The following is a 19147-nucleotide window of genomic DNA, read 5'->3' as shown; positions in this document are numbered from 1 at the left end:
GTCAGACAGCCGGGCGGAGAATCTGGTTTACACAGTCCAACTCGATCCGATGAGCGGCACAGATTTCTTCATATAGAAGCTCGCCGCATCCGATCGCCGCCGGCAGGCCAAATTCAGCACAGCGAATGGCCATATGCGAGTTCGTTCCACCGAATTTCGTGACCAGACCGGCGATCCCGCGAGAAAAGATCCAGTCAAAGCCAGGATCGGCATTCTCGATACAGACGACGACGCCGCGGAGATCCCCCGCGGTCTCCGTAGCCTCTACAACCCGCCCCACACCTGTGATCTGTCCGCGCGTCACGAAACTCGGCAGAGCACGGTGCACGGGCACGACATACAGATCGTCAACAGATCGTACGATGTAGCTGATCCGAACCGGCAGATCGCGTTCCCATTTATCCCTGTTCCGGGCAAGGCGCTCTCTGAGTGCTCCCCGATCCAGCGCGGCCGCCGTTCCAGCGACAATATTCTCCAACCAATCAATGTCGAGATGGGAGAGATCGTCTCTTGTCAGAGAGTGGGTTGTCCCCCAAACGGTCAACCGCTCCAAAGCGTCGGAAATATTCCGGCTGAACACGAATTTGGCAAACTCTCTCTGAGCAATCTCCTTCGTCGCATAATCAAAGAACGCATTTGAATCGATCGGCAATCTGGCTTCGGTCAACAGAGACTGTAGCGCCGCAGCCTCCGACAAGGTCGGCGTAAACGGTGGATACTCGTGGAACTCGGTCTCGACGCAGTCGCTGAAGAGGGCGGGCCGATCGTCGTAGCGCGGCGAGGTGATATCGTAGGTGCCGGGTCTGACGTGGCCGAACCGTGCAAGGAAGGCGGCCTGGTCGGCTCTACCGGCAGCAACTTCCGACATCGAGTGAGTCAAGTCGCCGGCGATGGTGCGGATCGATCTCTTGAACTCCGTTACACGCTCCGCCCTCAGCGCCCCCCGGTCCACCGCACTCCGCAACAGAGCCTCTGCCACGAAACAATGGCGCGCAAGTATAGAAAACGAGAACGTCCCGATCTTCCGACACTCCTCCAACAGAGCCAAGATTCCGTGCAGGTCGGCAATCTCACCACCAGAGTTTTTGCCCAAGATCCGGGTACTTTGGTACGTCGCAAGATCATGAATACGCTCGCTCGCCCAGTCGATGGTACCGTGCGCGCCCCGGGTGAGCGTGCGAGCGGTCAGTGCCCGTAGCCTTTCCACGATATGATGACGATCCGTGGCCGACAGCTCGCTGCCATAGGCCTCAACGAGAAACCGATTGGTGGAGAAGTCGAGAATTGTTGGAGCGATCTCGAACTCGATCCTGTCGTGCCATTCCGGCTTGTCGTTCAGGAGTTCGATTTCTGAATTGACCAATCGGCTCCCAACCGCCTCGTCGAGGTCTGCCGGAAGGAACGAATTGAGGGAGGAGCGGACATCGATGTAGGGCCGCCCGGCAAGACCGACCATGAGCTCTTCGGCGACGGGGTTGCGGTATCCCATCTTGGCGCGCGCCTCTCGCCACACACGCTCTGTGATCAATCGACGATAAAGCGAGAATGCCAGCGTCTTCGGCACGGCGCCGATCATCTCGGCCGGATTCCAGTCCGGCATATTGCCAAGGATACTGCGATCACCCAGCAGACCTTGCCGCGGCCCCAAACGCCCAAGAATGAAGGTCTCGACCCCCTCCAGAGATTCCCGAACACGCGCACTAACGCTGATGTCCCAGGCCTTGGCAGTGGACAGCCGCCGGACCTGAAATAGGCACGGTGTACCATCCGTTCGCAAGGCGAACTCGATATCCATGGGCACGGGCCCGGTGATGCTTTCAATTCGGCGCGCCAGCCACAGCATGGCCCGGACTCGAGGGGAGTGAACCTGGACCTCGCCTGATTCCCGATGAATGACGACTGCCTTATGGGCGCCAATGCCACCGGTAACCGTGTCGGTCCGTCCAGACAGAGAGTCGTAGTTAATGACGTAATAGGGCGCGCCATCGTCGATACAGTGCGTGGTGATCACGCCAGCAGCGTCGATCCCTGTCACCATTGTCTGGACCAAGATCTGGTCACCGGAGCCGGCTGTCGCCCCATAGGAGGCCAGAACCTCCTCCACCGCCGCGCTGACAGTTTCAGGATCATCGGCAGGAACGTTCAAGACCGACGTGTACGCTCCGGCCATCGAACTATGCGCACCATCCTCATCGGCCGCGCTTGATCTGACGGCGACGAGTTGCCCTCCGAATTTCTCCCGAAGCCGCAAAAGCCACGCAGACTTGCCTGCCGCCCAGTCCGAAACGGAAAAAAACTCAAAAACGGGGATGAAGAGCGATGAATCGTATTCGCCGACCCGACGGAGGGTTTCAGCCTTCGTACCAAACTCGAAACGTCGTCTGAGTGTAGACATACTCACCGCCCCCCAATGGGTAGCTTGCATCAATCCGTCAGAGGGCGAAGCGCATATATCTGCTCGGCCATAAAGTCGGGCGCAGAGCCGCCATCGTTTACCAGAACCAGGTTCGGGGCAGTGGGAATCTCGACGGCGGAGTTCACGCCCACCACATTCGTCGCACGGCCCGCGCGAGCGCCGCTATACAGACCCCTTTGATCTCGTTGCTCCAGGACCGACATCGGTACGTCCAAGAAAATCTCCCGATATCTGGGGAACCGGCTTCGGTTGGCGACGTGGATCTCGTGGAACAGTGACATCGTCGAGCAGACAACATCCACACCGCGTTTCGTGACCACCTCGCACAGCCTGGAATACCGATGCGCCAATTCAAGTCGCGCTAAATTGTCGAACGACGATTCTGCATTGAATATAGATCTAAGCTCATCTCCATCGAAATGAACTACAGGAATTTTTTCAATATCTAACTTTTTAACTAGGGCGCGCGCAATAGTGGTTTTTCCAGATCCAGATAATCCGGTAATCCACCAAAGAACACCGTCAACCATTTCCGGCCTCTGATCTGGTCAATTTTAATTTCCCTGTCTAACAATTTCCTTCAGCAGATTTTGGATAGAAAGGAGAGCATATAAATATCTCGTCTATTGTTCTCTATGGCTATATTCCGACTCAACTCCCAGATCGACAACGGGCAAGCCGATAATCGGTTTTGGCCATTCTGTGAATCCATTTTGGCCAAGGATATTCGGTCTGCCATCCGATCCTCATCAATTTTTCTGGCCGCGCAGCAATGCCCTTTTTGGGAATGGCATCTTCCGGATATTCAATCCTCGGCGCCGGAAGCCCCAAGGCACCGAAGGCCTCTTCCGTAAAATCCATCACCGAGCGCGTGATCCCCGTTCCGATGACATAGGTGCCTGGATCCTCTTGATCGCAAATCAAGCTCATCGCGGACACGGCGTCCTCGGCAGCGGTCCAGTCGACCGTGGCCCAAGGGTTTCTCAGCGCCAGCGGAGATGAGTCCCCAAGAGCCGCCCGCGCCGCCGCCTGGGTGATCTTCCGCGTGACAAAGCTGGTCGAGCGCCTGATCGATTCATGATTGAAGAGGATTCCGGTGCTGACATGCAGGTCGCGGTTCTCCCGATAGAAATCAGCAGCCTGCATCGCCGATACCTTCGTGATCCCATAGGGGTTCTTGGGATCAAGGGGCGCGTTCTCGTCAGCGACGGGGACAGAGGGGTGACCGAATACCAACGATGACGAGGCGTAGAACAGCCGCGGTCTCGAGCGCGCGCTGTCGGCCGCGGCAAGCCAGTTCAGCCAACCGAGCAGATTTGTATCGACTGATCGCTTGAACAGTTCGCGCAGATCAGCCGCCTGCTCGCCATTCGGCCGGTCTTCGCTGCTGTGATGATAGGCAGCAAGATAATAGATCGTTTGCGGCCGGTAGCGGTCGATCAGGTCGGGCACAGCAAGCGGGTCGCACAGGTCCAGCGGAGCATGTTGGACGACCGTGCCGTCACTGACCCCGTTGCGGGACAGACCTATGACCCGATCACCCTGCCGTCGGTGGCGTCGGGAAAGGAGTGTCCCGTCCTGCCCGGCCGCACCGACAATCAAGACTGTCTTCGCCATACGGGCCCCTCGACGCCTCCTCAGGAGATGACCCGGCACCCGGACTGGTCGACGATTTCCACCTGCGGCAACGGGAAAATGAAACCGCCGCCATTCGCGATGAAGTCCTTCTCCCGCTCCAGGATCCCGTCGCGGAAATGCCACGGCAGAACCATGTAGTAGTCCGGCGCGTGACGCTTGGACTCTTCCTCGGAGACGATAGGAATGTGCGTGCCCGGGGTCATGAGGCCCCATTTGCGCTCATTCACGTCGGCGATCATCGGCATCCGTGCCGCATCCACCCCATAGAGCTGCAGCAGCGTGTTGCCCTTCGTCGAGGCGCCGTAGCCGTGCACGGTCTTTCCCGTCGCGGCCAGCTCTTCGAAGCAGGTCAGCAGGTTCTTCTTCAGCGCATCCAGGCATTCTCTGAACTCGTCGAAGATCGCGTGGAAGTTCCTGTTGAAGGCGGCGTCTTCCTTGCGAAGCTTTGCCAGGGCGTCGGGCGCGATCTCTGCGATCGGGCCATCGACATGGGTGGCGGTAATCCGGAAGCTTCCGCCGTTGATGTCGTTCAGATCGACGGCGACCACCCGCAACCCCGCCTCGGACAGGATCCGCTCGATCTGCGACAGCGTGTAGTACTCGAGGTGCTCATGGCAGATGGTGTCAAACGAACGACGCTCCAGCATCAGCGGCAGATAACTCTGCTCGAACACCCAGACGCCGTCCGACGCGAGGATGGAGGCGATCTCCTTGGCGAAATCGACCGGCCGCTCGATGTCGTAGAACATCGCGATGGAACTGACGATAGCGGCCTTATGGTCGCCCACGCGCTCCATCCAGTTCTTCGCCGAGAAGAAATCGGCGATCTGGAGGATGTCGTCCGGATAGAACTCGCTGAAGGTGCTGATCGTCGGATCCATCCCCACGCGATTGGCGCTGGCGGGATAAGCTTTCAGCGACGTGCCGTCGTTGGCTCCGATATCCAGGACGTAATCTCCATCGGCCAACGGGCGCACTTCCTGGACGGAGCGCACCACCGAATGCAGGTGATTCACCATCGTCCGGTTGAGGCCGGAGCGGTAGCCGTATCCTGCGCCGAAGAAAACCGGCATGTGATAGGAATAGCCCATCTGAACGAGCCCGCAATCGGCGCACCGCACCAGATTCATCGGGCCGTTCAGATCCTCTTCCTCACGCTTTGGAAAGTTTCCGCAAGACGCCATCACACCGAGGTCGAGCAGAACCTGCAGGTCGCGGCCCTGGCAGAGCCGGCAGTTCTCCAGGGTTTTGCTTTCCAAAGACATATCTGATCCTCTACGACTTAATGGTCTTCAGTTCCGCTTCCATCATGTCTTCGACCAGGCCCTCGAAGCTGGTGGAAGCGACCCAGCCGAGCTTCTCCTTGGCCTTGGTGGCATCGCCGAGGAGCAGATCGACCTCGGACGGCCGGAAAAACTCCGGATCGATGCGGACAACCACCCGGCCGGACCCGGCATCGACACCGACCTCGTCCAGGCCGCTCCCGCTCCACTCGATCTTCATGCCGGCGTATTCGAACGACTTCTCGACGAACTCCTTCACCGAATGGGTCTCGCCGGTGGCCAGGACGTAATCGTCGGGCTCGTCCTGTTGGAGAATGCGCCACATGCCTTCGACGAAATCGCGGGCATGGCCCCAATCGCGCTTCGAATGAATGTTGCCGAGATACAGGCAGTCCTGCGTCCCGTTCTTGATGGCCGCCACGGCTCTGACGATCTTGCGGGTGACGAAGGTTTCGCCGCGGATCGGGGATTCGTGGTTGAACAGAATGCCGTTGGAGGCGTGGAACCCGTAGGCTTCGCGGTAGTTCACGGTGATCCAGAACGCGAACATCTTCGCCACGCCGTAAGGGCTGCGCGGGTAGAACGGGGTCTTCTCGGTCTGCGGAGTCTCCTGCACCAGCCCGTACAACTCGGACGTGGAGGCTTGATAGACGCGGACCCGATCCTCCATCCCGAGCAGCCGCACCGCCTCCAGCAGGCGGAGCGCGCCGAGCCCGTCGACATTGGCGGTGTATTCCGGCGTCTGGAAGCTCACATGGACATGGCTCTGGGCTGCGAGGTTATAGATCTCGTCCGGCTCGATCTTGCGCAGCAAATGCGTCAGCGACAGCGAATCCAGCATATCGCCGTAATGCAGGAACAGCTTGGCGTTCTTGTCGTGCCAGTCCCGATAGAGATGGTCGATCCGCCAGGTGTTGAAGGACGAGGTGCGACGCCGGATGCCGTGAACCTCATACCCCTTGGACAGGAGGAGTTCGGCGAGCAGCGCCCCGTCCTGGCCCGTAATTCCCGTGATCAGTGCGCGCTTCTGGGTCATCGTACCGGATATCTCTCACACGGTTTGGCTTGTCTGACTGGTCGGCTGGTCCGCCGCGCTCACTTCTGGCGCGAATTCGCCCAATACGCCTCGTCCCGTTGGACGATGAGGTCGGACGCGTAGGACTGACCGCCATCCTTCCGGGCACCCTTCAGGTGGTCCATATATCCACCGAGCGGACCGTTGATGAACGGGTGCATGGAATCGGGGATTCCCTCGTTCAGATTATAGAATTTAAGCCGCCGGTCGCGGGTGTACTCCTGAACCAGCCGGTCGAAAATATGACAGTCCGTCCAGCGCGGCAGGGTGAAGATCTTGTCGGTGGTGTAATAGGACGAATGCTCTCTGATGAAGTTCCGCACTTCCGGCCGCTTGATGCGGTACAGAACGAAGCTGCATTCGGAATACATCTTCTTTCGGGGCATGTATCCGATATCGGCCCACGACGGCATCAGGCCGTTCAGGAACGACAGTGGCATGTCCTGAAAACAAACGATGTCGGCATCGACATAGATCAGGATGTCGGCGTCGGAAAACTCCGCCGCAGCCTCGACGGCATAGACCTTGTGGCTCCAGCGAACCGAATCGAGCTGGTAGTCGTAGATCCGACCAAAGCGTCCGCGGGCCCCCGGGTTGGAGGCGTGGCGCTGCTTGAACTCGACGAGGGCCGGGCAGGAGTCCAGCAGGTCGCGGATCTGCACCTTGTCGGTTTGAGGCGGCTGGCAGTTTTCGGCCATCACCCAGAGTTTGGTTCCCTCCGGCCAGTGCCGCTCGAACGACTCGATGAATTCCTTGCCGTGCTTCTCGAACCCTTCGGCATGGAACGTCGTCACCCCGTGGTAGACAGGCGCCTCCAGCGATTCATCGACCAGGGGCGCAGCAGCGGCCGCCGGTCGCTTCGCCGGTGCGGCGGCCTCCGGAGCCGGCTTCGGCTTGGTCGCGATGTAGGCCTTGGCCGCAGCCTCGACATCAAGCGTGCGGACGTCGACGAACTTCAGGTTCGGCCGCGCCAACAGCTCGTCGCGCAGAGCCTCGCCGGACATCTTGTATTTGTTCACGAAGACGGTGGTGTAGGCGAAATCCAGAAACTCGAACCGATCGAGCGTCTCGGCCTCGTAGGCGTCCTCGCGCACGAAGAAGACGTTGCAGCCGTCCTTGTTCACGCCGACGAATTTGTAGCCGTAGGGCTCGACCAAGTGCCGGTAGGCGTTCAGAGAAACGCCGAAATACAGGCCGCGCTGCGGATCGAACTCGTACCGGCGAAAGGCTTCGTTGTACTCGACGGTGATCGGGTCGTCCCCGAGGAACGGGTTGAATTCGGCGCAGATGATCTTGGGCCGAAAACCATCCTCGAGAAACTTGTGCATGACGTAATAGTCGATGCTGTCGATATCCAACGAGAAGATGTCGGGCTCAGCGCTGCCGAAGATCCCCATCACCTTTTCGACCGTGGAGTACGATACGGCGCCGGCCGCCAGTCGGAGCTGTTTGGACCAGCCCATCTCGTTGCCCATCTTGGCAAATTGGGCAATTTTGTCGTCATCCATATCGATGCCGAGACCGCTCCACCCCTTTTTAAGGAGATACGTCGAGTTGTTCTCGCGCCCGTCAGAACAACCGATCTCCAGAAAGGTCTTTTCCGGCTTCTTCAAATGTGAAGAAAGTACTTCCAGAATACCATCTTCGCCATTTTGAGAATTAACGCGAAACTCCGCGCTCTCCAGATTAATCTTCGACATATTTTAACTCGCGGATTTGGAAAAGCCGTGTAAGCGATCAGGGTTCTTGCGGGTACCGCTCATAGCATAGCGCCGGTGGTTTTAGGAGGAGATTATCGCTGGGCACGGCGCGTCGCGCCCACGAAACCCGGCGCTGTTCAGGCAGCAACGACAGGCGGCGGGGGCCGAGCCACCGCCGCCTCTGTCCGAACCGAGCCGTCCCCCGATATCAGGGAACCGCCATGCCCCGCTCGAAGATGAACGACAACGGCGACACCAGGAAGTCGAGGACCGATCGACGGCCGGCCTTGAACAGCAGATCCGCCCCCATCCCAGGAATGACCCGAACACCCTCGAGCTTCTTCCACTCGCCGGGCTCGATCGCCACCTTCACTTCATAATAGTCCAGGCCGCTCTGAGGATCGTTGAGAACGTCTGGGGAAACCTCTTCCACATGGCCGAGCAGCAGCGGGCTGCGGCGGGCCGCCTTCAGGCCGGAGGAGGTCTTCACGCGGACCTCGACCGGCATGTCCTGATAGATACCCTCGATGTCCCCAGAACCGATCTTTGCGCCGATGATCAACTGCTCGTCTTCCGGGACGATATACATGAGCGGCTTCCCGGCGCCCACAATGTGGTCCGAGTGAAACACCGATAGGCCCAGTACGATGCCGTCATGGGGGCTGACGATAACCTTGTTGTCCTGATCCTGCTCAGCCACCGCGATGTTGTACTTGAGCTCGGATTCCTGGCGCTTTAACGCGTCCAGCCGGGTCGAGGCGTTGCGCACCGCTTCAGTCTTGAGCTGGAGAATGGATTTATCGATCTCACCCATCTGGTTCTGGCGCAGGGTGATCTCGGACAGAAGCTGAGCACGTTCCCCGACCAGACCGGCCTCCGCGCGGGCCAAGGCCAGCACGCGGGTTTTCGGCACATAACCCTTCTCGGAGAGATAACGCATCCCGTCCAGCTCCTCGGAAACCAGAGAGAGCTGCGTGCCGACCGCCGTACGGCGCGCCCGGAGCCCCTCGATACCCTCCTCCGTCTGCTGTTTACGGGATTCGAGGATCTCAAGTTGCTGCTCCAGCGACTGCCGGTCGGACTTGAACAGGGCGATCTGGCCGTCGATCAGGGCGGCCAGCTCGGGCGAAGAGGCGCGTTCCGTGGCCCAACGACTCACGTCGATCTGATCCAGATCGCTGATCATGGCCTGATGGCGTGCCTGCTCGAGCTGGTTGGAGAGGAGCTGATAGCGCAGAAGGTTCAATCTCTCCTTCTCCTCCTCCGTCTCCAGGGTCAGAAGAACGGTCCCCGCCGTGACAAACTCGTTCTCCTTGACGAAGACCTCGTTCACGCGGCCGCCGATCAGAGTACTGATGGTCAGACGTTCCGTCTCGATCTGCACCCGACCGGATGTGGTCACACCCCGATCCAGCCAGGTCAGCGCAGCCCAGACCAGAAAGCTCCCGAAGATCGCGAAAATAAGAAAGATCCCCATCCAGAGCGGAACGGTTCGGGGGTCTCTTCGGGTCGATCGATCCTTGGAGCCGAAAGTCGAACGCAATGTCTGAGCCATAGCCATAGTGAGGAACTTTCCAGTCGATGCAGTCGGATCAGGCTTCTGCGGCCTTGTTCGGCGCGCGCACGGGCACGGGCTTCGTGAGACTCTTGATCAGGGAATCCCTGTCTCCATCCCGTTCGATCCGGCCTCCCTTGACCACCAGAATACGGTCAACGATGTTCAAAAGTTGAACATTGTGTGTCGCCAGGATGATGGTGGCGCTCTGCTGCTTCAGTTCGGCCAGCTTCTCCTTCAGCGTCAGAAGTCCGCTGGTATCCAGGCTGGCATCGGGTTCGTCGAGCACGATGATCTTCGGCTCGCCGTAGAGAGCCCGCGCCAGGCCGACCCGCTGCCGCTGGCCGCCAGAAAGACTGGCTCCGTACACCCCAAGGGGCGTTTCGTACCCTGAGGGCAACGACAGGACGAGATCGTGAACGCCGGCCTTTGTCGCAGCCGCGATAATCTGCTCCATCGGAGCGTCGGGCTGGAAGCGGGCAATGTTGTCGGCGACCGTTCCGTCGAACAGCTCCACGTCCTGCGGCAGATAACCAATGTGAAGCCCGCGCTTTGCCGGGTCCCAATCATTGATGTCGAAACCGTCGTACCGGACCTTGCCGCGGTCGGGTAGCCAGGCGCCGACGATGGTCTTCAGCATGGTCGATTTCCCCGCCCCGCTGGGGCCGGTGACGGCGATAACCTCTCCCGCTTCGATCGACAGATTGACTCGCGCCAGAACCGCATTCTTCGAGCCTGGGGGAATGACCACCAGGTCTTCCAGACGGATCCGACCGGTCGGTGCCGGCAGGTCGCGCGACCCAACCGAGCTGTCCAGTCGGTCGAAGACCTTCCGCAGACGGCCGAACGAGTCGCGGAAGCGGACGATGTTCTGCCAGACACCGATCGCACCTTCGAACGGACCGATCGCCCGCAGGAACAGGATGTTCGCGGCGATCAGCATACCGGGACTGATGTGATCTGTGATCGCGAGATACGCCGCGATACACAGGATCATAATCTGGGCAAGTTGGCGGATGCCGTGCGAGGTCAGCGAAATATTGGCGTGAGTCTTAAGGTTGCCTTGGGAAAGACTGATTGCCTCGGCATGCCGTTTTGCCCAGATATCCTTGAAGTTCGCCATAATGCCCATGGAGATCAGAGCATCGAAATTCCGGATGCTCCGCTCGATGACGATGCTGGCCTTTTTAGATTCTCGGTGCTCGTCGAGAATGGCTTTCTTGGTCCGGAACTCGGAATATAGCCCGACACCGATCATCAGCAGGATGACGCCCACGGCGAACATGCCCAGGGCTTCGTGCAGCATGAACAGAACCGCGACGAAGACGATCGCCCAAGGTGCATCGACCAGAGAGATCAGGGCGCGGCCTGTCAGAAACTGTCTGACCTGATCCAGATCCGATATCGCCCGAGTGACCTGGGGCTCACGGGTCCGCTGATATTCATGACCGACGGCATCGAAGACTCGTCCGCGGAGCTTTTCGTCAGTCACTAAGCTCGTCGCCGCCAGGAAGCGGTCGCGCGCATATTCCAGACTGACATGGATCACCACCATGACCAGGGCGATGATCGTGATCGCGGCGAGGGTATCGCCACTTCGCGTCGATAGCACCCGGTCGTAGATCTGCAACATGTAGAGAGGCACGACCAGAATCAGCAGATTCGTAAAGAAACTGAAGACTCCGACCGAAACGCAGGTCGAATATACGACGCCTTTGATCTCTGCGAGAATGCCGCCCGAGATGTCGCTGTTACCGGCCATGAAAGGATATCCTGTCTACAACGTTCCGTGCCGAGGCAGGGAAGCTAGTCGTCAACCCTATACTCTCGGATAGTCTAGGCTGTCGCTGTGCAGCCATCGGCCAAACTGACCTCATCTACGCTCTCGCCGCCGGATGGGCAACCATGGTGATCGCTTCCGCCCCGTGACGTTTGGAAGCGCCGATCATGGCCTAGCGCGATCGGAAAAGAGTCTCCGGCCCGCAGTACATCGTTCACAGCCGGGGATCGTCACCACCCCCCTATACTATACCCGTTATTCGATCGCCCGGACATACCGCCGCGCACACTCACAACTTATCGGGGGGGGCGGGCCAGATCGCTCATAAAACGCTGCGTTCAGGTCGGGCACCTGACGGCTATAGATCCCCCCGCCAGTCCATATCGGGCGCGGGCTCTGCCTTGAGCCCCTTGCCGTCTGCCAATAATGCAGCGAGATCTCGGCGAATTTGTGTCAGAGGTGCCTCCCAGTCGCCGACCGATTCTTGGCGATACGAGCGCATGCCCGGATACCACGGCACATCGGTGCGGCCCCAGGTCCATCTCCAGTCGCTGATATGCGGCACCAGGATCCAGCAGGGAACTCCCAACGCGCCGGCGCAATGAACGGCGGCGTTGGTAACGGATATCACGACATCCATGGCCGCGATCTGCGCCATCGCCAGATCCATGCTCTCGAGCGGCTCGACGGTGTCGTCATAGAAGAAGCTGCTGCGGGATTCCTTCTGGAACCAAGCCTTCTCCTCTTCCTTGACGCCGTACTGCAACGAGATCGCCTGAACCCCCTCGTGGCTCAGAAGCCCCTCGAAGGAGTCCTGATCGAGCGATCTGGTCCGGGATCGCAGCAGGCCGCTCCCGCCGCGCCAGGAGAAGCCGACAAGCAGCTTTCCCGGGAACATCGTCTTGTATTTGTGACGGAAATGGCGGGCCAGAGAGGCTTTGGGAATGGCGTAGGGCCGCTGCTTACCGAAATCGGCAAGCGACTTCCGAAAATACAGCGGCAAGGATCCCAGCGGCACGGAATAGTCGATCCGACGATCGCCGAGCAGAGGGGACGGGTTCGCCGGGTTGTAGGCGAAGATCGTGGCGCGCGGAAAGGATCGCCGCATGATGGGCGCCAGTCGCGGCGTGCTTTCCAGATACACGTGCTTGGCGCGTCGGATGAGTTCGGGAAGCACGGACGAGAACATGATCTCGTCGCCGACGCCCTGCTCGGCAGTGACCAGGATCGTCTTGCCCGCGAGCGGCTCACCATTCCACCTGGGCTGCCCGACCCGGCGGCGATGACCTCTCTTCGAATCCGCCGACCGGCCGCCGATCCCGTGCTCGTAGAGGGAAAAGCCCTCGTGGTAGCGCCCTGCCAGCAGGTAGTAGAGGGCCAGATTGAAGTAGGCTTCTTCGTAGTTCTGGTCGAGCCGGAGCGCCTCTTCCTGGAGGCGCGTCGCTTCGGAAAGATGCCCGACACTCGCCAGGTAGACGCCGTAGCTGCTCACCGCCGTTGCATAGGTCGGGTTGAGAAGCAGTGTGCGGCGGTAGTACCGACCGGCAGTCGGGTCCGTCATCGTCAAGCGGTTCGCGCCGGACACATTGGCGAGATTGAGCCAGGCTTCAGGGTAGTCCGGTTTCAGGATCAAGGACTTGCGATAGACCTGGACACGCTTCTCCAGTTCCGTATCCGGCATTGACAGGCCGAGGTTGTTCAAGCCTTCCGCGTAGAACGGCGACAGGACGATGCAGCGCTTGTTCTGAGTGGGGGCCTTGTCGCGGTGTCCGTTTTCCCGCAGCAGGTTGCCGAGGTTGTTGTATCCGGCAGCGAGCTTCGGCATGACAAGTACGGAGCGCTGCAGGCAGGCGGCGGCGCGATCGATCTGACCCTTTCGACGCAAAATAATCGCCAGGTTCGAATTGGCGGATGCGTTGATCGGGTCGGCCTTGAGAACCTGCTCGTACAGGGAGAGCGCGGCCTCCTCCTCACCCCGTCTGTGGGCGAGAACGGCCCGATCGAGGATCGCCTTTACGGTCTCGGCTGCCATCGATCAGCTGACTTCGGCTCCGGGCTCCGGGGCCTTGTCCCGACGATCGGGGATCCAGTCCTTTGTCTGCGTGCGGTAGACGAGCTTGAACTCGTTTTTCAGAGGGACCTCATATCCGGAGTCGAGCGCCGTCAGCCCTGCGTCGGCATCGAGCAGGAAATGGCCCGAAGCAATGCGGGAAAAGACCGCTTCCGGAGCTTCTTTCGGGCTGGAGAGCTGCGCGTCGTTAAGGCTGTCGCAAAGAGTCCAGGCCTGCTCCAGTCCCGCAAAGCCACTTCGGGGCTCCTCAGCGCCCTCGGAAGCGGATGTGCTCTTCTTCGTCGAGGCTTCTTCTTCTTCCTCGTCGGCCTCCGACCCCAAAGCCGCCCTCAAGGCTTCCGGGACGGGAGCGATGAGATCGATCGAGGCGGTCCGCATATCGGCGGCCACGGACCAAAGGTAGCGGATATCGAAACGGAGGGTGACTTTCTCGCCGTCCAAGGTGTCGCATTCCACAAGCGCAATGCCGCCGTCTCGCCTGAAAGACCGAACGCTCTTGATCACCGAATTGGGGGTCAGTTGATCCATGGGTACTACCATTCCAAATCGCTAGCCGGCGGGGATCGTAGGCGATCGTGATCGCCGTTGAGAAGCGCGTCGAACTCGGCCTTCACACGCCCGATCACTTCACCCCAGGTTTCATCGATCGTCGTCTGGCGGAAGACGCGCATGCCTGGGTACCAGACGACATCGTCTCGTCCAAGCGTCCAGCGCCAATCACTCTCGAAGGGGACCAATGACCAGCAGGGGACGCCGAGCCCGCCGGCGGTATGCACGCCAGCATTCGTCGCAGAAATCACTAGATCGCATGCCGCAATCTGGCTCGCCGAGGCCACAAGATCCTTCAATGGGTCGACCGTCGAATCGTAGATGAGATCCTGATCGAGTTCATCGTTGACCTCGCGGATTTCCTGCTCGACGTCACCATATTGGACGCAGACGAACGTGACCCCTGGTACTTTCAGGATCGGCAAAAGGTCCCGTGCCTGGAACGACCGGCGAAGGCGCCTCAATGCAGCAGAGCCACCGCGCCAGCCGACGCCGACAATCAGGTTTCCACCGTACGCTGCCTTGTACTTTTGTCGGAGAGCTTGGCTCAGCTCGGGATTGGGCTGCAGAAACGGACGGTTTCTGCCAAACAACGACGTCGAGCGCCTCAGGTACCTTCCAAGACTTCCGATAGGAACGAAGTAGTCGATGTCCTGGTTGTCCTCGTAAGGACGTGATTCACGGTTATGGAATATCTGAGTCCCGGGGAACGCCCTCTTATAGAGGTCGGTCACGCGCTTGGTTCCCTCCAAATAGACCTTATCGGCCCATTTGACGACGTCGGACACCATCGTCGCAAACATGATCTCGTCGCCAACGCCCTGCTCGGAATGGATGGCGATAGATTTACCGGTGAGATCTTCACCTTCCCAACGGGGTTGCTTGAACTTGCGCTTCAAACCGCGGCCACGCTTTATCTGCTCGAATCCCGTCTCGTAAAGGTCAAACCCAGGCCCCCAATGTCCCAGCGCAAGGAGCTGCATTGCCAGGCCGGACTGGTTCTTTGGCTTTTCCGCCTGAAGCCGGCTGCTTCGGGTATAGGTCTTGAGGGCACGGCGATAGTCTCCGGCCCGCATCCACGCGTTCCAGTAGGCTCGCGCCAAGTGGATCGATCGTGGGTATAGGACGATCTTGCTTTCCAGGAACGCTATGGCGTTATCGAATTCGCCGGCCCGCGCCAGCGACGACGCATATCTCGACATGACCGAGATGTTTTTCGGAAACCGCTTGTATTGCGCTTCCGCAACGGCGAGCGCCTCTCGGTGCCGTTCGTTCGCATGGGCTGCCTTCACATAGGCATCGACGGCTTTGTCTTCGAGCGGGTCAAGGTCGAGCGCCTCTTGCGCTCTCTCGAGGGCACCTTCTATGTCACCAGCCTGTAGTGTGAGCCCGGACAGCGCTGCGATCCCCTGCGCGGTCTTTGCACCGAAGCGCAGCCCACGTTCGAAGTATTTTGTGACCAGGTCTTCCTTGCCAATGAGATCGTAGGCGTTCGCCAGGTTCTCGTAGGCCTGCAGGTGAGTGGGCGCCTCGTAGAGGGCACGCTGAAACATCTTCAGCGATTTACCGTATCTTTCCTGCTCTCGGAGCTGTGTTCCATACAGGGACCAGAGCGAATGATCTTTCTTCGTAAATTTTAGCCCGCCCCTCAAGACGCGTTCGGCCGCCGCGTAATGTCCCTGCGTTGCGAGGACATCCGAGTACAGCATCCACGCCTTAGGATCTGTCTTGTCGGAATTCACCAGCTCTCGGGCTAATTTCTCCGCCTCTTTATATCGACCGAAGTTTTTATAGGCCGCGCCGAGGTAAAGTGGGGCAGTCCGGTCGTTCGGGTCGAGAGAAACCAGATAGCGCATCACCCCAAGCGCTTCATCCTGTTTGCCCGCCCCCGCCAGACGTAGGACCAGCTGCCGGCCGCATTGATTCATGTCGAGCCCGAATGGCTTCAACTTCTTCAATTGCTGTAATGGGTTGACACTCGCGTGCTCCCAGACCGAGCTGGCGGTCATGAAGAGATAGCCAACGGCCAATTCCGGATTCGTCAAAATTAACCGGCGGATTTCCTGGAAGAGCTTCTTGGTCCTATTTTTGGTCGCCAGCGTTTCGACGACCATCGCACGGGGTCCGTCGTCGGTCGGCTGGATCGTGACAGCTCGCGCGGCTTCCCTGTAGTAGGGGCGTCCAAAATGCTGCTCCAAGAGGGCCTGAACGTAGTACGGGCGACCAATATTGGGAGCGGTTATGAGCGCCCGTCGGTTAATCGTGTTCGCCTCTTCGAACTTCTCGGTAGCAAAAAGAAGAGCCGCGCGGGATCTCAATGCTTCGTTCGACAACGGCGAGACAAGCTCCGCCTGGCGACTCAATCTTTCTGCGTTGGCGATATTACCCGACGCCCGGCTGTGGGTCGTCGCCGTGGCGTAGGCGCTCACGTATTGAGGATCCAGAACCAACGCCGCCTTGAGGCAGAGAGCCGCCTCCGCATGCTGGCGCGATGAAATCTCTGGAAGGGAGCGGACGCGCCATGCTTCCGCGTTCGCGGGCGCCAATCGGATGGATCTTGTTGCGTAGCTCCGAGCACCGGCCATCTTCCCGCGCATGAACTGAGCTCTGGCGAGAAGTGTATACAAATCGTTTAGTGGTAACTGGTCTGCGGATTGATGGATCAGAGCTTCCGCCTGACCGGGCATGTTCAACGAAAAGAAATGCTCGACCTGTTCTTTGACGGACATTCCAAATCAACTCACGCTCAAAAAGGAATGAGGTAGAGCCGAAGCTCTACCTCACTTAGATATTTTGGAAGTTCGAGACTTCTCGGATGGAGATTATCCGAGGGTTTCGATCTTCAGGATGCCGCCGCCGGAGACCGACACGCTATCCACACCGTTCAGCTTGATGACATCGACGTTGCCGGTGCCGCCGTTGTTACCGATGTAGAGGACGTCGGTCGCGGTGTTGAAGAAGTACACCGCCGTGCTGCTGCCCTGCGCCGAGGCGAAGGCCGAGAAGCTGGCGAGGAACGTCGAGCTGACACCCGTACCGGCGTAGGCGACGAAGGTGCTGATCGTGCCGGCGCTGGCCATGCTGACGCCGGAGAAGTTCAGCAGGTCACCCGTGCCCGCACCGAAGGTGATGACATCGAACGAACCGTTGACGGAACCGTCCGCAGCGACCGAACCCGCGTTACCAGCCACGTTGAAGTAGCTGTTATCGAAGATGTACTGGTCGATATCGGCACCGCCATCGACCGTGTCGGACACGCTGTCATCGGTCATGACGACGACATCGGCACCCGCACCACCGAAGACGTTGTCGGCACCGCCGGCAGCATCGATCGTATCAGCACCCTGACCGCCGAGGATCTGGTCACCGGAGATGGAACCGACGATCCGATCCGCACCGCTGGTCGCAACCAGGACAGCACCGGAGAGGATGTTGATGCCGTCGACACCCTGCAGGGTCGTGGCAGCAAGGCTCGACGAACCGCCACCAGCGATGGACAGTTCGGTCGTGCCCGTCGTGCCGCTGCCGTCGATCGTGGTGATCGTCGCAGCCTGCGCACCCGTCAGGGTCACAGTACCAGCCGAGGTGAAGGCGATCGTCTCGATACCGCTGACGGTGCTGCCGGAGAAGTTACCGCTACCGGCAAGAGAGATCGTGTCGGTGCCGTCTCCACCCGCAATCGTCGCGGCGGTGGCCGGAGCAGCAGACGTGGAACCGAGAACCAGAAGGTCGTTGCCGACGCCGCCGTTAACGATGTCGCCACCGGAGATGATGTCGACCAGGGTGTCGTTACCCTGACCACCGAACAGAGCCGCGGCGCTGCCGGAAGCGGTCAGGCTGTCGTCACCGAGGTTACCGTACACGACGGAGTTGCCGGTCGCGATCGTGACCGTGTCAGCACCCTGACCACCGAAGATGGTCGCGTTGCCGGTCGAAACGGTGACCGTGTCGGTGCCGCCGTTACCGTAGATCACGTCGTTGCCGCCGCCGTTGGCGACCACGTCGTTACCGTCGCCACCACGGATGGTGTCGGCCTGCGCGCTACCGGTGATGCTGTCGTTGCCGGCGTTACCGAACAGGACGGAGGCACCCGAAGCCTGGGCGATGGTGTCGTTGCCCTGGCCACCGTAGACGGTGTCGGAGCCGTCACCGGCGGTGATGGAGTCGTTACCCTGGTTACCATAGACCAGGTCCGCGCCGTCGGCGGTCGCACCGGTCACGGAGTCATTGTCCTGACCACCGTAGATCGTGTCGGCACCGGCACCACCGACCATGCTGTCAGCACCGATGTTGCCGTAGACCAGATCGGCGCCCGAACCGGCATTGACCGTGTCGTTGCCCTGACCGCCGTAGATCTTCGCGGCGCCTTCGCCGTCGGTGATCACGTCGTTGCCGAAGTTACCGTACAGGACGGCCGCGCCGGAAGCGGTCACGATGGTGTCGGCACCCTGGCCGCCGAAGATCGTGTCGGCGCCGTCGGAACCGGAGACGACGTCGTCACCCTGGTTGCCGTACAGGAGGTCCGCAGCGGACAGCGCGGTGATGCTGTCGTTGCCGTCGAAACCGCGGATCTGGGAACCGGCAGTCGCACCAGCGATGGGGTTCGCCAGCGGGTCGCTGATCGTGCCGTTGGTGTTGTCACCGAAGACCAGAGAGGACTGGTCGGTGAACTGAATCTGGGTATTCGTCAGGGTGTTCGACGCGAACGGTACGGTGACCGACTTCGTGCCGACGGTAAGGGTGGTGGAATTCGTCGCTTGACTGACAACCACGCTCCTGGCCGAGCCGGTATCAACCAGCAAGGTATCCGCAGTAGTGAGCGCCGCAGCTTGGGCGTCCGTGATCGTCGAAAAAACGAAGGTTGCCATGATCTCGTTGACTCCTACGTGTTGGTTCTAGCCTTGGCGCTAGACGGCTCCCCGCTCCCCAAGACCACGATATCTTATGCGTGCCCGAGTTTAATGTCTGCACGCTCTCGTTACGAGTTTGTTCCTACCTGCCATGGAATTGATATGCAAGCGCATTGTGGTGCTCGTTCACCCGGTCAAAGTTAGTTGCGCCGTCACGTGTTGCGTTTTGA

Annotated in this window: 12 protein-coding genes; all 12 read right to left on the bottom strand. The window is 59.7% G+C overall.

Annotated elements, in window-relative coordinates; genetic code table 11:
• Position 1 precedes the first annotated feature (1 nt).
• Positions 2-2395 (bottom strand): PEP/pyruvate-binding domain-containing protein, encoded by a 2394-nt coding sequence (locus T8K17_RS08580; protein WP_322334085.1) that lies wholly within the window; start codon positions 2393-2395, stop codon positions 2-4.
• A 29-nt stretch (positions 2396-2424) separates the two neighbouring features.
• The gene (locus tag T8K17_RS08575) at positions 2425-2946 is read right to left on the bottom strand and encodes an adenylyl-sulfate kinase (RefSeq protein ID WP_322334084.1); all 522 of its coding nucleotides are present in this window, start codon (positions 2944-2946) and stop codon (positions 2425-2427) included.
• Between the two features lie 121 nt (positions 2947-3067).
• Entirely contained in the window at positions 3068-4033 is a 966-nt protein-coding gene (locus T8K17_RS08570) for a GDP-mannose 4,6-dehydratase (RefSeq protein ID WP_322334083.1), read from the bottom strand.
• 20 nt (positions 4034-4053) lie between these two features.
• Positions 4054-5319: a class I SAM-dependent methyltransferase gene (locus T8K17_RS08565; protein WP_322334082.1), complete on the bottom strand. Its 1266-nt coding sequence runs from the start codon at positions 5317-5319 to the stop codon at positions 4054-4056.
• Positions 5320-5329: 10 nt separating this feature from the next.
• On the bottom strand, positions 5330-6373 hold the full coding sequence (gene gmd / locus T8K17_RS08560) for a GDP-mannose 4,6-dehydratase (RefSeq protein ID WP_322334081.1): 1044 nt from the start codon (positions 6371-6373) through the stop codon (positions 5330-5332).
• Positions 6374-6432: 59 nt separating this feature from the next.
• Positions 6433-8112 (bottom strand): hypothetical protein, encoded by a 1680-nt coding sequence (locus T8K17_RS08555; RefSeq protein WP_322334080.1) that lies wholly within the window; start codon positions 8110-8112, stop codon positions 6433-6435.
• A gap of 208 nt (positions 8113-8320) precedes the next feature.
• Complete coding sequence (locus tag T8K17_RS08550) at positions 8321-9673, bottom strand: HlyD family type I secretion periplasmic adaptor subunit (protein WP_322334079.1); 1353 nt, start codon at positions 9671-9673, stop codon at positions 8321-8323.
• Between the two features lie 31 nt (positions 9674-9704).
• Entirely contained in the window at positions 9705-11429 is a 1725-nt protein-coding gene (locus tag T8K17_RS08545; protein ID WP_322334078.1) for a type I secretion system permease/ATPase, read from the bottom strand.
• Between the two features lie 376 nt (positions 11430-11805).
• Positions 11806-13479: a tetratricopeptide repeat protein gene (locus T8K17_RS08540; protein WP_322334077.1), complete on the bottom strand. Its 1674-nt coding sequence runs from the start codon at positions 13477-13479 to the stop codon at positions 11806-11808.
• 3 nt (positions 13480-13482) lie between these two features.
• Positions 13483-14046 carry a hypothetical protein gene (locus T8K17_RS08535; RefSeq protein WP_322334076.1) on the bottom strand — a complete coding sequence of 188 codons (564 nt, stop codon included), beginning with the start codon at positions 14044-14046 and terminating at the stop codon, positions 13483-13485.
• Between the two features lie 5 nt (positions 14047-14051).
• Positions 14052-16796 carry a tetratricopeptide repeat protein gene (locus T8K17_RS08530; protein ID WP_322334075.1) on the bottom strand — a complete coding sequence of 915 codons (2745 nt, stop codon included), beginning with the start codon at positions 16794-16796 and terminating at the stop codon, positions 14052-14054.
• 93 nt (positions 16797-16889) lie between these two features.
• Positions 16890-18935, bottom strand: coding sequence for a calcium-binding protein (locus T8K17_RS08525; protein WP_322334074.1), 2046 nt, complete (start codon positions 18933-18935; stop codon positions 16890-16892).
• Positions 18936-19147: the final 212 nt, after the last annotated feature.

The organism is Thalassobaculum sp. OXR-137, from assembly GCF_034377285.1.
In the GTDB taxonomy this organism is placed as follows: Bacteria; Pseudomonadota; Alphaproteobacteria; order Thalassobaculales; family Thalassobaculaceae; genus Thalassobaculum.
The sequence above is the reverse complement of the archived record's forward strand: the minus strand, read 5'-3'. Positions and strand labels throughout refer to the sequence as shown.